Origin of the sequence: Paenibacillus sp. NPDC057967, from assembly GCF_042887015.1 — a bacterium.
In the GTDB taxonomy this organism is placed as follows: domain Bacteria; phylum Bacillota; class Bacilli; order Paenibacillales; family Paenibacillaceae; genus Pristimantibacillus.
The window spans coordinates 745,834-760,560 of record NZ_JBHVQB010000001.1; the positions used below are offsets into that span (position 1 = coordinate 745,834).

General features: G+C 50.3%; 14 protein-coding genes and 1 pseudogene. 1 reads left to right on the top strand and 14 read right to left on the bottom strand.

Going from position 1 to position 14,727, the window contains the following annotated elements; all coding sequences use genetic code 11:
* The 5 genes from ACFVSO_RS03140 to ACFVSO_RS03160 all read right to left on the bottom strand — a co-directional run bounded on the left by ACFVSO_RS03140 (window position 1) and on the right by ACFVSO_RS03160 (window position 6,329).
* Complete coding sequence (locus ACFVSO_RS03140; RefSeq protein ID WP_387470545.1) at window positions 1-909, bottom strand: ABC transporter permease; 909 nt, start codon at window positions 907-909, stop codon at window positions 1-3.
* Window positions 910-997: 88 nt separating this feature from the next.
* A complete protein-coding gene (locus tag ACFVSO_RS03145; protein WP_387469994.1) occupies window positions 998-2,578 on the bottom strand; it encodes an ABC transporter substrate-binding protein in 1,581 nt (526 codons plus the stop codon).
* A 150-nt stretch (window positions 2,579-2,728) separates the two neighbouring features.
* Window positions 2,729-3,181: a MarR family winged helix-turn-helix transcriptional regulator gene (locus tag ACFVSO_RS03150; RefSeq protein ID WP_387469996.1), complete on the bottom strand. Its 453-nt coding sequence runs from the start codon at window positions 3,179-3,181 to the stop codon at window positions 2,729-2,731.
* Window positions 3,182-3,376: 195 nt separating this feature from the next.
* Complete coding sequence (locus tag ACFVSO_RS03155) at window positions 3,377-5,149, bottom strand: glycerophosphoryl diester phosphodiesterase membrane domain-containing protein (protein ID WP_387469998.1); 1,773 nt, start codon at window positions 5,147-5,149, stop codon at window positions 3,377-3,379.
* A gap of 79 nt (window positions 5,150-5,228) precedes the next feature.
* On the bottom strand, window positions 5,229-6,329 hold the full coding sequence (locus tag ACFVSO_RS03160; RefSeq protein ID WP_387470000.1) for a branched-chain amino acid aminotransferase: 1,101 nt from the start codon (window positions 6,327-6,329) through the stop codon (window positions 5,229-5,231).
* Window positions 6,330-6,648: 319 nt separating this feature from the next.
* On the opposite strand from ACFVSO_RS03160, the gene ACFVSO_RS03165 reads away from it, so the two are divergent.
* A complete protein-coding gene (locus tag ACFVSO_RS03165) occupies window positions 6,649-7,554 on the top strand; it encodes a LysR family transcriptional regulator (RefSeq protein ID WP_387470002.1) in 906 nt (301 codons plus the stop codon).
* Between the two features lie 23 nt (window positions 7,555-7,577).
* Here ACFVSO_RS03165 and ACFVSO_RS03170 read toward each other — a convergent pair whose 3' ends face one another.
* From ACFVSO_RS03170 to ACFVSO_RS03210, 9 genes and pseudogenes are all read right to left on the bottom strand, one after another.
* Window positions 7,578-8,171 carry a TetR/AcrR family transcriptional regulator gene (locus tag ACFVSO_RS03170; protein WP_387470004.1) on the bottom strand — a complete coding sequence of 198 codons (594 nt, stop codon included), beginning with the start codon at window positions 8,169-8,171 and terminating at the stop codon, window positions 7,578-7,580.
* A 160-nt stretch (window positions 8,172-8,331) separates the two neighbouring features.
* Window positions 8,332-8,559, bottom strand: a complete 228-nt coding sequence (locus ACFVSO_RS03175) for a hypothetical protein (protein ID WP_387470006.1) — start codon at window positions 8,557-8,559, stop codon at window positions 8,332-8,334.
* A gap of 134 nt (window positions 8,560-8,693) precedes the next feature.
* Complete coding sequence (locus tag ACFVSO_RS03180; protein WP_387470008.1) at window positions 8,694-9,581, bottom strand: AraC family transcriptional regulator; 888 nt, start codon at window positions 9,579-9,581, stop codon at window positions 8,694-8,696.
* Between the two features lie 111 nt (window positions 9,582-9,692).
* Window positions 9,693-10,154, bottom strand: a complete 462-nt coding sequence (locus tag ACFVSO_RS03185) for a PA14 domain-containing protein (protein ID WP_387470547.1) — start codon at window positions 10,152-10,154, stop codon at window positions 9,693-9,695.
* Window positions 10,134-10,892 (bottom strand): annotated as a pseudogene (gene bglS / locus ACFVSO_RS03190) (beta-glucanase); the annotation flags it as partial. The gene ACFVSO_RS03185 and the pseudogene bglS, both read right to left, overlap by 21 nt.
* 61 nt (window positions 10,893-10,953) lie before the next feature.
* Window positions 10,954-12,105 (bottom strand): family 16 glycosylhydrolase, encoded by a 1,152-nt coding sequence (locus tag ACFVSO_RS03195; protein ID WP_387470010.1) that lies wholly within the window; start codon window positions 12,103-12,105, stop codon window positions 10,954-10,956.
* 231 nt (window positions 12,106-12,336) lie between these two features.
* Window positions 12,337-12,798 (bottom strand): hypothetical protein, encoded by a 462-nt coding sequence (locus tag ACFVSO_RS03200; RefSeq protein ID WP_387470012.1) that lies wholly within the window; start codon window positions 12,796-12,798, stop codon window positions 12,337-12,339.
* 68 nt (window positions 12,799-12,866) lie between these two features.
* Window positions 12,867-13,508, bottom strand: coding sequence for a DUF2306 domain-containing protein (locus ACFVSO_RS03205; RefSeq protein WP_387470014.1), 642 nt, complete (start codon window positions 13,506-13,508; stop codon window positions 12,867-12,869).
* A 200-nt stretch (window positions 13,509-13,708) separates the two neighbouring features.
* On the bottom strand, window positions 13,709-14,710 hold the full coding sequence (locus ACFVSO_RS03210; protein WP_387470016.1) for a phosphotransferase enzyme family protein: 1,002 nt from the start codon (window positions 14,708-14,710) through the stop codon (window positions 13,709-13,711).
* Window positions 14,711-14,727 lie beyond the last annotated feature (17 nt).

Genomic DNA, 14,727 nt, shown 5'->3' on the forward strand with positions numbered 1-14,727 from the left:
TCACCTCATCGATTTAATGCGGGGATCAACCACGCCGTACAGTACATCCGCAAGCAAGTTGCCGAAGATCAACAAGAAGGACGACATCATCGTAATGCCCATAATCATCGGGTAGTCCAAAGCGAAGACCGCGTTAATGCCGAGCGAGCCCATGCCCGGCCATGAGAATATACTCTCGACGATGAACGCTCCCGTAATGATCTCGGGCAAGGACAAGCCGAGTATCGTAATGACCGGAAGCAGTACGTTGCGCAAGACATGCCGAAACAAGACCGTCATTCTCGTAGAACCGAAAGCGTATTGAATCTGTACGTAGTCTTCTTCAAGCTGACTGATCGTACTGGAACGAATATAGCGCATATAGACCGCAATGTTCGTTATGCTGAGAACGAGGCACGGCATAATGCCATGCAGAATAACGTCCCACACAGAATTCACACCGATCGTTCGCATACCGATGCTTGGCAGCCAGTTCAGCTTCAAGGAAAAGAAATAAATAAGAATCATCGCAAACCACAGGCCTGGCAGCGAAATACAGATATAGGCGAGCAGGCTGAGCACCCGGTCAATGAGCTTATTCTTATTCAGCGCCGAGATGAGTCCGAATAGAACGCCAATAATAAGAGAGAGGACAAGCGACGAGCCCATCAGACCGAGCGTCGCCGGAATGCGCTCCACGATCAGATCAAGAACCGGACGGTGATTGATTAAGGAATAGCCCAAGTTTCCAGTCAGTACGTTCTGCAGCCAATAGATGTATTGCTGATACAAGGGCTGATCTAGTCCCATACTGGCCCGAATTCGTTCCACATCCTCTGGACTCATGTTGGGCGTAACGAACGACATCACGGGATCTCCGGGAGAGAGCCTAATTAGCGCGAATGATACAAGGGATATAAACAGCAGCATCGGAATAAGTTGAAGCAATCGTCGCAATATATACTTTCTCAACTGTTACTCCTTCCGGACAGCGCTGTTTGCCTATCCGCTTTAGTCATTACTCTTTGTACAGCTTGGAGAAATCATCGAACAGCACAACCGACTTCGGTACCGCTTCATCCAACCCGCCGAATTTCGAATCAACAGCGATAATCGTATTTCCGTAAGCGATCGGATATGTGGATACTTCCTCTGCCGACAGCTCCTGAATTTGCTCATAGAGCTTACCGCGCTTCTCCGCATCCGTCTCGACAGCAGCCTCATGCCACATCTGATCGAATTGCGCATTCTTGTAATGCGAATAGTTATACGCCGCGTCGCTTAGATAAAGCACCTTGTAAGCGTCCGGCTCGAAGCCCATGCTGTAACCGCCAAAGGACATATCGTAATCGGTATTGTCCTTGTTCAGTGCTTTCTGGCCAAGCGCAGCCCCATCCAGCGGTATCAATTCAACCTGAATGCCGACTTCTTTCAGTTTCTGCTGAAGGTAAAGCGCCATATTGGTTTCCGGGGTGCTCGCATTGAAATAAGCGAATCGGATGGTCAATCCTTCGGCACCTGCAGCTTTCAGCATGTCCCTGGACTTGTCCGGATCATAATCATACGTTTTCACGCCGGTCTTCAGATGAAGCGTTCCCGGCGAGAAGATCGACGTTGCCGGAATTGCAAAATCAGTGGAAGAGAAGCCGGCTTTAATCAATTCCTCTTTATCAATCGCATGGACGATGGCCTGACGCACCTCTTTATTTTTCATGACATCGATATTCAAATTGAAGACCATCGTCGTCACGCCGCCAGATGGGAACATGAGGATGTTGGCTTTGCCGGAGGCATTCACTTTGTCATAGTCCTGCGGCTCGATTCTCAGCAGATTCAGCTCTCCATTCTGAAGCGCCAGCACCGCTGAACTATTATCCTTTGCCACACGGAAGGTGATGGAATCCAGCTTTGCTTTCCCATCGTGATAATGGTCGGAGCGCTCGACAAGGACATATTCGCCGGCCCGGTATTCCTTAAACTTGAATGGCCCAGAGCCTACCGGATTGTAGTTCTTCTCGCTTTTCTCTAAGTCCGCTTCACCTTCGTAGATATGCTTCGGAATGGGGCGAATCTGAACAAGGGAGCTCTCGAAAGCAGCCGATGCTTGGGGCAATACGAATTGAACCGTACGATCGTCTACCTTGCTCACCTCGATCGGCTTGCCTTCCAACACGAAAGAGCTGCGGAAATAGCTGTGCTGGCTCTCGTCTAATAAGCTGTTGAACGTAAAGACAACATCATCGGCCGTCAAAGCTTGTCCGTCATGCCAGAGAAGCCCTTCTCTCAGCTTCAGTGTGAACGTTGTCAGATCATCCGAAGCCGTCAGGCTTTCGGCCAATACGAAAGTCTGCTTGCCGTCATTCACGCTGATTAACGGCGCGAACAGGGCATTGCCAATCGTAAGGGACATGCTGTCTCCCGCATAGATGGGGTTGAACGTCTTCGGATCGTCTTTGATTGCAATAATCAAATTGCCTCCCTCACCTGATCCAGAGCTTCCCTGATTGCCGTCTGCCGCAGGCTTGCTGCATGCGCCGGCCACAAGCGATAGGACCAGCAAGACTACTAACATCATCCATGAACTTTTGTTTTTTTCCATCTTTCTTCCTCCTAGTAGATCAAAGAATAGGTACAATCGACTGACACCAAGCCTCTAGTTGTCCAGCAGGCAAGAATACCCCATAATTCTAAGATGATTACTTGGTTAAACGGTAAAAAAAAGTTCATATCACGCTTATGTATAAGCCGCTTAGTCTGTCTTTTCCCGAAGCACATTGTCCAGAATATGCTCCAGCTTGTTCAAGCCGTTCACGATGTCCTCCAGGTCCTGCTGCGATGCATTCTTCACGAATAGCTGCTGGAAATCGGTTACATTCGCCCGAATATCGTTCATGCGTTCATTCGCCGTCTCGGTGAGCTGAATCTTGACGACTCGCTGATCCTCCTTCATTCTGACACGGGTTACCAGATCCATGTTCTCCAGCCGCGAACAAACAGCCGACACATTGCTGTCCACCATATTCAGCGCAGCGCCAATATCCCCTACCCGCAGAGGTCCTTCTTTCTCAAGCAGAAGCAAAATATTAATCGTTGAGCCTGTCAAATTGTGCGGAGCATAGAATTGATTAATAATTTTCGAGTGCTTCGTATCGATTACTCGCAGCAACCCGCCAATCTGAATACAATAATCAACTAAATTCATGGCGTCTCCTTACATGCTTCCATTTATTTATCATGATAAATATTATTGCGATAATTAAATAGTAAATGCTCCCTTCGTCCCCGTCAATCCTTTTCCTATATTTATGTTACAAAAAAAGACATCCCCCCAGAGTTTAACCTGAAGAGGATGTCTTCCTTTCCTTGCTATCACGATAACCATCCGATAAGGCAAGGCTTAAAAATTAAGCTCCACCATCGACTGTGCCAGCACCGGATAGTCCGTAATGATGCCGTCAATCTGGAATTTCAGCACTTCCTTCATATTGCGCCTCGTATTGACCGTCCATACCCACACCTCGCGGCCAGAGGCATGCGCTTGCTTCACCAGCTGATCCGTCAGCATCACTTGCTCGATCGTATAGAAGTCGACGTCGAGCGCAGACAGATTGCCGAGCGCAAAGTATAAGATCTGCCCGATCTTAATATCCGGCGCCAGCTCCCGAATCTGCTTCAGTGAGTAGCTGTCGAAGGACTGGATATAGACCTCCTGCTCCATGCCGTAAGCCTGAACCAGACTGACTACCTCCCTGACCAGATCGTCGCCAGGTCCGTACGGCTTGAGATCAAGCAGCAGCTTGATGCGCCCTTGCGCTTCAGCCAGCGCGTATGCCAGCGTTGGAATATGGATCGATTCCAAATTCTCATCCTGCCCGATGGCCAGCCGGCTGAGCTCCTCATAGGTCAGCTCGGATACGCGCTCAGGTACGCCAGCCATCCGGCGCAGGCTGTAATCATGATGAAGCACGGCTATGCCGTCTTTGGTCATTTGAACGTCAATTTCCACCGACTGAATTCCCTTGTCAATCGCCGCCGTAATGGATGGAATCGAGTTCTCCGGAGCATTCTCCGCATCGCCGCGATGCGCCGAGATCAGTACATTCCATTTCGCGTAGACGAGACTGTCATTGGCTCTAATCCCCACATAAACAGCCAGCCCGATGTAGACGACCGCAATGGAGGCATAGATGAGGCTCGTCCGCTTTCTCCCCCTCAGGAAGGCAGCGAATCTCTGCTCCAGCTTGCCCAGTCTGCTCTGGTAGATATGCAGGTGATCCTTCGGCTTCTCTCCCTTCGTATGTCCGAAATAATAGAACAGACGCGTCAAGAAGATAATATTGATCGGCATAAGAAGCAGTGCGAACATATAAGTCAGAATGGTGGACAGCGTCAAGGAGTAGTGGTTCGTAAATGCCTTAAGCACATTCATATCCATCCAAGCCGGCAAATAGGAAAGCGACGAAATCGCCAGGAAACCTGTGCCGAATACGACCGCATTCAGTACGAACAGCCAGAAGAAAAGCTGAAGTCTTCTCCCCCTCGTCAAAGCTTGGCTGCTGCGGATCGCTTCGGTAATGGACTTGCCCTCCAGCACGATATAATGGAGCACGAATATCCAGCGCAGCACGGTGTAAAGCACAACTAACATAAGCAGGACATAAACGATCGTCATCGTGTAAGAGGCGTCGAGCACCCGGCTTTGCATGAAGATCGGAAAATTAAACAAGGCATAGAAAGAAGCCGATAACGGCGAATCGATAAAGGGAATCAGCACCAGCAAGAATACGAGCAGCTGGACAATACCGAATCCAAGCAGCCGCGGCGTCTGGCGCAGCGTCGTGAGAAGCGCATCGGCGATATTGACCTGCTTGCCGAAGTAGCGTTGCTGAACAAGAATGACGAGAACGCATAATTCGATGAACAGCGCAAAAGAAGCGACCAGGCCGATCATGACAAGCCCAAGCACTCCTTCATAGGTGTAGCCCAGCCGGTATACCTCGCTGTTCAGCAGCGAGCCAGAGCCGACTACGGTTAATATTCGGTTGAAGATAAACGTAATAACCGGAATGATAATGATGCTCGTAAGCAGCATATACAAATATTCAAAGAGCAGCAGCTTGGTGTATGAGGTTCGGAAATCGCGAATGCTTCTGCCGAGCAACCTGAGCATGTGAATTCATCCTATCTGTAGAAGATGGTTACACACCCATTATACCCTCCAAGCCGCTGCTCCTTGAAGTGATTTTTCATTAACGTACGGATTCGTTCTTGCCAGCGCCTACTTCTTGCGTCCAGCCGAACGGATCTTCCACCGTTCCATACTGAATGCCCGTTAGCGTATCATACAGCTTGTTCGTCAGCTCGCCTGTAAGGCCTTCGCTGATCACCAGCTTCTGGCCGCCCCAGTTCACCTCGCCGATTGGGGAAATAACAGCAGCCGTTCCCGTGCCGAATGCTTCCTCCAGCAAGCCTTGCTGAGCCGCTTCATAGATCTCGTCAATGGACAATCTTCTTTCTTCCACCGTGATGCCCCAATACTTCAACAGCTGAATAACGGAGCTGCGCGTGATGCCCGCAAGAATGCTGCCGTTCAGCGCCGGAGTCACGACCTTGCCGCCGATCTTGAAGAACACGTTCATGCTGCCAACTTCTTCAATATACTTATGCTCTGCTCCGTCCAGCCACAGCACCTGCGTATAGCCTTGCTCCTTCGCGATCTGCTGCGACTTCAAAGCCGCGGCATAGTTGCCCGCTGTCTTGGCTTCGCCTACGCCGCCGACCATCGCACGTACATAATCGGATTCCACGTAGATTTTCACGGGATTCATGCCTTCCGGATAGTACGCTCCTACCGGAGACATGATGATAATAAATTGATAGTTCTCGGATGGAGCGACACCCAGTGTTGCCTGGGTTGCGATTACATAAGGACGGATGTAGAGCGATGTTCCGGACTCTGTCGGAATCCAGTCGGCATCGACTTCAATCAACCGCTCCAATGCCTCAACAGCCGTGTCGATATCCAGCTCAGGTACGCTCATGCGATCGTTGGATCGATTCATGCGGGCGAAGTTATCGCGAGGGCGGAACAAGCGAATCCGGCCATCAGCGGTCTTGTACGCTTTCAGTCCTTCGAAGATCGTCTGGCCGTAATGAAACACTTTGGCAGCCGGGTCCAGTACGATCGGCTGATACGGGATAATGCGCGGGTTATGCCACTCCCGCTCCACACTGTAATCCATAATAAACATATGATCCGTGAAATGAATGCCGAATCCAAGCTGATCTTGCGGCGGCTTTGCTTTCTTCTGTGCAGTCGTTTCTACGCTTATCGATAGGCTATGAGTCATGAGAGTCCAGCTCCTTCGTTCCATACATTGTGATTGAATACTATCATCTTCTGAGGTATATATAAAATATCTAAACTATTCATCATCCATACCTTTAAAGTATGTCAAAAAGGTTGTTCAAAAAGGTTGTTCAAAAAGTCCACTTTTGATCACGAAGCAGATCAGGAAGCCGACTCGACATCGAATATGGCATTCAGCTGGAACTTCCGGTGCTCACGTAGCTTCCACTACGCTCCGCTCCTCATTTCCTAGCTTCATCCCATCTTCTCGGTGCTGAAAACCGGACTTTTTGAACATACACTTAAAGGAGAACATGACGATGGACATCCGGCAATTAAAATATTTTCTCGCTATCGCACAGGAAAAGCAAATTACACGTGCAGCCAAGCTGCTGCATATGGAGCAGCCTCCCCTGAGCAGGCAGCTCATGCTAATGGAGGAGGAGCTCGGAGCCCAGCTGTTCGAGCGCAGCCGCAAGCAGCTTACTCTGACCGCTGCCGGAGAGATGCTCAAGGAACGCGCAGAACAATTGCTGCTGCAGCTTGACGAGACCATAAAGGAGGTGAAGGAGATCGAATCCGGTGTGCGGGGCACCCTGTCGATCGGGGCCGTCGTATCCTGCGTCTCCATTCTCCCGAAGCCGATCCAGCTGCTGCGGGAGTCCTATCCCCAGGTTACCTTCAAAATTTCCGAAGGCGACCACTTTATTATGGGGCAGCTGCTGGAGAAACGATCCGTCGAGCTCGTTATCTCGCGGCTTCCGTTCGAAACGAATATTTTGCCGGGCAAATTAGGGGTTCTCCCGCTGCCATCCGATCCCTACGTAGCGCTTATGCCGTCATCGTGGGCTCCGACTACGACGGACAAAAGCATCAGCATGGAAGAGCTTGCGACTTATCCGCTGCTGACGCTGAAGACGGACAAAACCACGCGTATGCATGAGCAGGTGGTCAACGAGTTCAGACGGCACGGCATCGAACCTACGATCATATGCGAATGCTCCAGTGTCGCCATTATCATGTCGCTCGTCGCTGCCGGGATCGGAGCTACCGTCTTCCCAAAATCGACGCTTTCGTCGTTTCCGCTGGAGGCAGTGACGATGCTGACGATACGCGATGCCGACTTCCAATCCGAAGTTGGTATCCTATGGCTGAAGGATCAGCGCCTGTCGAGACGCGCCCAGCACTTTATTGAGTGCTTGCTGTCGGCGGATTCGGAGGGCTGAATGGAACTTTCATTCAGCTCCGATTAAGCCCGCTCCCCCACCAAGCCGTAAAAAAACATCTCCATTAGCTGATCGATATAGGCACTTGGGTCCCGGCCATGCTTCTCCGCCCACAGCCTGCCCAGCTCATTCTGGTACATGCCAAAGTACATCGCAATCCCTTCGTCCGATTGCTCCTTGCGGATGTATCCTTCCTGCTTGCCCAGCTCGACATATTGCCGAAATAAAGCCGCAAGCTGCTCCTCGGCATAACGCTCCATATCCTGCGCCATTCCGGTCCGCTCAGCAGACGAGGTCTGCTTAAGCTCTTCCGTCAAAATCTTCACGTTGCGGGCTTCAAGCGTCATAATTTCCTTCGTCTTCTCCGGAAATGCAGCCTCCGACGCCAAAATGGCCCGGTACCGGGCCAGCTGCTTGTCCATCCAATGACGCAGCATAGCTGCCGCCAGCTTTTCCTTTGTCCCAAAATAATTATAGATTGTCGCGGGAGATACTTCGGCCTGCTCCGCGACTTCATTGACGCTTACGTTCTGATATCCGTGCTGAGAGAATAGTAGATTCGCAGCTTGAAAGATTTGCTCAATCTTCCCATTTCTCCTGCGCTCAAATCCATTCATAGCTTCACCTCTTCTTTAGTTTACCTAAAGAAATAGAGTATCTCAACCCAATTAGTACAAAACTATACTACGCCAACTTCATCTCATCCGCGAGCCATTATTATGCCGTCCGCAGTGTCAAGCGGTTCGATACCCGATCCGCTGCGCAATTTCCCTCAGGCTAGCCTTGGCCCTCTTCCTTATAATGAACGACCGCTCCCGGATTCGCATATATGATTTTCCCCGATTTGGAGACGGGATAGACTTGATCATCCAACCACAGCTCCCCTGTGCCGTGTACGATAATGAATAATGTACAGCTTTCCAAAACGAACTTCTCCTGAGGAACAGATCCCTGTAATTTGGAAAGCTTAATATTTTCCAGTGTGTAGACGTGCTGATTTCCCATATCGCAACTCTCTCCTACGAACAAAGTCCTTCCTCTTATACTAAAGGATTTACCCCGTGATTACACTGGTTTCTGATTGGTATACGGGCAGGAGGTCGGATTGGAAATCAGCCCAATAAAAAAACCAGTGCAAATCACTGGTTTAGTGACGGCTGCTTGCGCGAAGCCTTCGGCGTCATGCCGACATGCTTCTTGAACAGCCGATTGAAGTTGGTGAGCGAGCGAAAGCCGCATTCCAGGGCGATATCGGTCACCTTCATGCCGCCCCCCTCCAGCATTGCCACTGCCTGCTCCAGCCGAATATGGATAAGGTACAGCAGCGGCGGCATGCCGACCGCCCGCTTGAAGATTTCGCTGAAGCGAGACGGGCTCAGGTAAACCAGAGACGCAAGCTCCTCCAGCGTCCAGGAGTAGGCATAGTTCAGCTCCATTGTCATAATGACCTGGCGCATCTTCTCTAGCTGCTGCTCACTGATGCTCGGCTCCTGCTGCAGAGCGCCGTCCACCCGGCATTCCCGGTTGACAATAGCCAGAAACCGGAGCAGCAGCGAATAGACGATTGATCCATAGGAGCGCCGCTCCTGTTCATGCTCCTGCTGCAGCTCCATCAGAATGCTGCGCAGCTTGTCCATGGACGGATGCTCGCGATCGATCAGATTCGTAAAGCATTTGCCCACTTCCCGGAACGGGCTAAGCAGCTCGGAATCGAACCTGAGATTGCGTACGAACCAGGTGGGATCGAACGTAATTACCGTCATGACAAGATCCTTGCTTTCGTATGCACAGTGCAGATCATTGGAGTTAATCAACAGGATATCTCCTTGCTGAAACTCGTACTTCTGGCCGTTGATCATATAGTAGCCCGTTCCCGACTTGATATAATTAATCTCCAGCACGTCATGCCAATGCAGCTTCTGATACACATTCGTAACCCCGATCGTATCAATGACGAATACCGGATAATTTTTGTCCAAAATCACTTTTTCCTTCGGAATGGCTTCTTCTCTCATCATAGCTGGCATCGCAAGGCCCCCCCGTTCTATCTCTTCTAACAGGAACAGCTGTCCCGGATTCGACACATCGAACCGGGACAGCTTGGTGACACAATCTTACACGAATATGGTTCACTTCATTTAGTTCGGATAAAGCCTGCTTTGCGGAATAATTTGCTTCGACTGGGATGCCGATGACCAGGATAGCTTGGCAATAGCATCTTCCGTATTATCAAAAAATTCCAGCTTAATATCGTATTTCTGGCCGGCTGTCAGATAGATGGAGCCTGACCATTCGGTCTCGGCCTGATCAACCCACTTGTCGATAATAAGCTGATTGTTCACCCATAATCGGAGACCGTCATCTGTGCTCGTATGGAACGTATAGTTGCCTGTATACTGCGGCTTCACTTTACCCGTCCAACGAACGGAGAAGGTATCTGCGCCCATCGAAGAAATCGGCGCTCCGTAGCCCCAATCGAAGTTCACCGTCGCATCAACTCTTGTTGTCTTCAAGGATGTGAAATTCATGTTGTCGTAGTATTGAGCAGTTAAGCCGGTGCCATTGTCCGTTGGCAGCTCGCTTGCCGGCGTGAACTTGATCCAGTCATAATACGCTCGAACCGGCGCTCCCGGATAGTTGAACTTACCCGTCCATATCTCTGCCGGGCCAGACCCCGACCATAGATTAACCATGATGTGGCCGGGACTGGTCGGCAGCGCGCCTCTTGATCCGTTCTCTGTATGCACGAGAACTCCGTCTACGTACCACTTAATGTAGGTAGGCGACCACTCGAACGCATAGTCATGGAAATCAAGCGAAGCATCGAAGCCCAGATCGATAATCGTGCTGTGGTGACCGACACCATTGGTGAAATAGTTCGTCTCCAGCTTGGTTGTGTCTTTGCCCAAAATTTCAATATCAATCTCGTCATTGGATGTGCCCGCCGCTAGGCCGGAATACGTAAACAGGCTGGTTACGAGCCCGGTACCTTTCGCTGCCTTCATCCGGGCTTCCACTTTGCCGTAGCCGTACTTCACATTCGTGGCGTATTCACCTGAAGCATAGTTCTTGCCAGAGCAGCTTGCGGGACATCCCGCATTATCCAACCGCAAAGCCATGATGCCATTCGAAAATTCCTGGTTAGCCGCCTTCCAGCCGACACCGAAGTCGACACCGTTGGCCCAGCCGTCCGAAGTGTAGAACATGCCTGGATTCGTCCCGTTCAGCGGTTCAAGAAATGCAACGTCAGCAGCCGAAGATGAAATCGGCAGGAGCAATACTGCAAGCATAGCAGCAGCCGCAAGCAGGGCTGTCATTCTTTTTCTGATAGGCATCATCTTGTTGTTCATGAATACACACCTCTTTCTTGGAATGTGATCGATGGCGCACTAGCGCTAGTTAAGGCAAGCTTCTGGAAATCTTAATGGATTGGTTCTGTGCGTCCCGCTCCACCTTGGCTCCGACCGCATCCGCCAAAGCCGTAAGCGGCACGTAGGCAATACCGTTCCGAATCGTAACGGGTTCAGCCAGCGTAACTTTCTCGCCATTCACCGTAGCAGTTTTGGAGCCTGCCTTGAAGATGAGTTTTGCACCCGATGCAGCATCAGTGACGTGAATTTCCTGCTTCGCGCCGTTCCACTCCACCTTTGCATTTAGGGACTCCATCAGATAGCGCAGAGGCGCCATCTCAGTCTGGCCGATACGGTAGATTTGCGGCTTGTTCGGGTCTTCCACTTGCAGCTCGACCGACTGTACTTCGCCTTGCGGCTGCTCTGCTTTCGTATACGCGATACGGTCAAACTCAGCGACCAGCGTCTGACCATGATGCGTATAGTCGCCCGCCCAGCCGTTCGTCTTGGTTGCCGGCCACACGTTGGCAATGATATGGCCCGGCGTAGACGGCAATTCGCCTCTCTCGCCCGTCTCGGTGTGAACCAGCTTGCCGTCTACATACCACTTGATGTAATCCGGCGACCATTCGAAGGCATAGTCGTGGAAGTCATCTGCCGCATCAAAGCCAAGCGGAATAATCGTGGAGTGCATGCCTACGCTTTTCGTAAAATAGTTCGTTTCCAGCTTTGTCGTGTCCTTGCCCAAAATCTCAACATCGATCTCATGCGCCGTGCCATCCGGATCGGTTCCATACGTGAAGAAGCCTGTTACGACGCCTACTCCTTTTACCGCTTTCAATCTGGCTTCGAATTTGCCGTAGCCATACCGCTGAGTCGTCGCATATTCTCCTGATGCATAGGGCTGACCGGAGCATAAGGCCTGATCATCCACACAAGGCTTGTCATCGAGCAGCAGCTTCAGCTTGCCGTCCTCGAACACGACATGGTCGTCTCTCCACCCGTTTAGGAAAGTGCCTCCATTGCTCCACCCATTCGATGAGTAGAAACGGTCGGTGTCCTTCTTGTCGAGGTGATCCTCGAAGTTCGTACCGAGAACTTCCGGCGACGCCTCTTCTGCCATTGCTGTGAGCGGCATAAGGAGCGCCGCTGTTGTGAAAGCGGATACAAATAGCGTTGTCCATCTACGTCTAAGCTTCATGAATCGTCATCCTCCTCCTTTTCACTTTTTGAATCAGAATCATCAATCAACTTAATCCTACATGCTATCGCCTCTGTGATCTCAGCCATTCCCACCATAAAACTGCACTATTTAACGGATCTTTGAAGAAAGTGTAAAAATGGCGGGACAGAAAAAAAGCCGGACAACAGGACATCCATTCGTCCTTATCCGGCCTTCCACGGTGCTGATTATTCCTTGCCTAATTAGCTTCTAAGAATCCTTCTTGTGAAAGCAATACATGAAGAGCAGTCCAGTCGCAACACCAAAAGATTCCAGGCTTAATGGCGACTGCGGACTGGATGCCGGCAACAGCCCGTCGACTGCGTTAATCAAGGGAACAACGTTGTAATGCAGCTGGGAGAGCATGGCAGGCACAGGGAGCAGCAGCAACGGGAGCACAACGATCAGGAACAAGGCCCAGTTGAACCTCCACCTCCCCTGCTTGGCACGAATGTGAAAAAGCCGAATCACACCAAGCAACAGACCTAGCAGCATGGGCAACAGCATGGGTACAGCTGCCGCTGCAACATGCTTCAGCTGCCTTTTCCCTCCTAGAGGGAAGAACGGATGGTACTGGACGGACGCGCTCCAATTCGCAATATAGGTGAAGAGATGCATCAAGCCAAATATCGCGATTAGCAAGCCTGCATATGTCGCTATTTGTTTCATCATCTTCGGTACCTCCTGCTTGGTGATAAGATGCCTTCCGCTCGTCCTCTCCCCCATCGCGATGATTCCTACTATGCTAGCCGAGGCGGCTCCTTGAACACCGTTCGATTAATGACTTCCGCCACGAGCCATAATCCTATGATCGAAATATAGACCGATACCGTGTAGCTGGTCGTAAAGGTTAAGCCAAATCCCTTCTGGAGCAGGTTCAAGGATAGATGAGTGACCGCGTTGGTAAAGCAAAAGACATAGCTTCGCACCATCCACTGCCGATGGCTGTTCACCTGTTTCTTTCTAATTTTGGATATCGCGATAATGGTTATAATGGGCCAAGCAATATTTAATAGGTTAAACGGGATGCTGGTCGCCTTGCCGCCGGTAGAATAAGGAGCCATATAGCCCGATGTGATATCTACGATAAGAATTGCAATCAGATAAGCGTATCCGTTCATTCGATGAAACTTTTTGAACTTCTTCATCACAGCGCTTGAAAAGTTGACCGCCCCTGCTAATAACGCGATACAGGCAAAAGCCACATGAACATACATCACATTCAGCCATAGAGGCAGTTGAAGCGTACGCTTCAAATCCATCTTTTGACTGAGAAATCGATCCGCAGACGGATCATAGATATAATTCGCAATTACCGCATACAGCACCGCACCGATTGCCGCTGCGATAACTAGCTTGTATAGAAGCTTTGATTTGAACATATAGAATTGAGCCTCACTTCATCATGCATTCAACCGTACAAGTCCCATCTGACGTAACCCATTCTACCTTAAGGCACGGGCTGAGTATAGTATGGTTGCTGATGAAGCGATGGAATATAGCAAAAACACTGCCGCCGGGTGCTCCCCCGCCCTCGCAGTGTCGTAAGGCTAATTCAGCTCAGCCACAGCTAGTATGAACTTCAGAGCCAATACGAATCGAGCAATGTCTTCAACGGCTGTTCATGCTCCTTCAACCACCGATCCCTGTCGCGAAACTGGTTCAGTATATAGGTGAAGTTGGATTCAATAGGGACACCCGCATAATGCTGGCCGATGTAAATATGAAGAAGCGCGATGTGATAGATTCGGGTCAGATGTCGTAGCTGGACAATCTCTTGGGCTGAGCTCTTGCAGAAAGCTGCGTAGCTTTTGACGAAAGCCTCCAGCATGCGCCACGAGCCGTCCGTTAGCTGCAGCACATGATTCAGGCAGATGGCAAGCTCCATGCACCTGGCATCCATCGCGATAAAATCAAAGTCCAGTACCCCGCAGATATGATGGTTCTTGGTTAATAGGTTGAAGACAAGCAAATCATGATGAACCAACTGCCAAGGCAATTCATTTAATACAGACTCAGCCGATTCAATCGATTCGACCATCTCGGTATAAAACGTAAGTTCGCCATCCGATATCGAAAATGGCGGCTGAGCGAAAAACGTCTGGACCGCATCCCGGTCTGCAAGCGGATGAAGGCTGTAGAAATTGGAAAAAGCTTGCCCCTTATAGGCCAGCTTCTCGGTTGCAACGGTGCTGAGCACAGCAGACATTTCGCCGACAACTCGCCCGAACTCGGCCGCATGGCTTTCCTCAGATAATGCAGGCACGCTACCCTCTATGAACGAAACCATCACGCCAAGCGTTCCATCTGGCAGCTCTACGTATTCATCTCCCTTGTGGGTAGACAAGAAGGCCGGTACTTGAAAGGACAGATTCGCATGATTCAGATAGGAGGTAATTCTCGCCTCCAGCTCCAGACTTTCTTTGCTTTTGGTATGGCGATTATAGATTCGGGCTATATATTTTACATCATTAACCTCTATAATTCTCGTCAGATTCGTAAGGCCAAACGGTACCGGCTTCATCTTGCAATGGGAATGGTCTTTAAAATAATAGCTTAGCAGCTCGCGTATTTTATCCTCCATATATATCCCCTTCCTAT

Bases quoted from the DNA above. Each gene is read 5' to 3' on its own strand.
- ACFVSO_RS03210 (WP_387470016.1), bottom strand. From the start codon at position 14,710: ATGGAGGATAAAATACGCGAGCTGCTAAGCTATTATTTTAAAGACCAT.
- ACFVSO_RS03175 (WP_387470006.1), bottom strand. From the start codon at position 8,559: ATGGGAAATCAGCACGTCTACACACTGGAAAATATTAAGCTTTCCAAA.
- ACFVSO_RS03140 (WP_387470545.1), bottom strand. From the start codon at position 909: ATGCTGCTGTTTATATCCCTTGTATCATTCGCGCTAATTAGGCTCTCT.
- ACFVSO_RS03165 (WP_387470002.1), top strand. From the start codon at position 6,649: ATGGACATCCGGCAATTAAAATATTTTCTCGCTATCGCACAGGAAAAG.
- ACFVSO_RS03160 (WP_387470000.1), bottom strand. From the start codon at position 6,329: ATGACTCATAGCCTATCGATAAGCGTAGAAACGACTGCACAGAAGAAA.
- ACFVSO_RS03195 (WP_387470010.1), bottom strand. From the start codon at position 12,105: ATGAAGCTTAGACGTAGATGGACAACGCTATTTGTATCCGCTTTCACA.
- ACFVSO_RS03205 (WP_387470014.1), bottom strand. From the start codon at position 13,508: ATGTTCAAATCAAAGCTTCTATACAAGCTAGTTATCGCAGCGGCAATC.
- ACFVSO_RS03155 (WP_387469998.1), bottom strand. From the start codon at position 5,149: ATGCTCAGGTTGCTCGGCAGAAGCATTCGCGATTTCCGAACCTCATAC.
- ACFVSO_RS03200 (WP_387470012.1), bottom strand. From the start codon at position 12,798: ATGATGAAACAAATAGCGACATATGCAGGCTTGCTAATCGCGATATTT.
- ACFVSO_RS03150 (WP_387469996.1), bottom strand. From the start codon at position 3,181: ATGAATTTAGTTGATTATTGTATTCAGATTGGCGGGTTGCTGCGAGTA.
- ACFVSO_RS03145 (WP_387469994.1), bottom strand. From the start codon at position 2,578: ATGGAAAAAAACAAAAGTTCATGGATGATGTTAGTAGTCTTGCTGGTC.
- ACFVSO_RS03180 (WP_387470008.1), bottom strand. From the start codon at position 9,581: ATGCCAGCTATGATGAGAGAAGAAGCCATTCCGAAGGAAAAAGTGATT.
- ACFVSO_RS03170 (WP_387470004.1), bottom strand. From the start codon at position 8,171: ATGAATGGATTTGAGCGCAGGAGAAATGGGAAGATTGAGCAAATCTTT.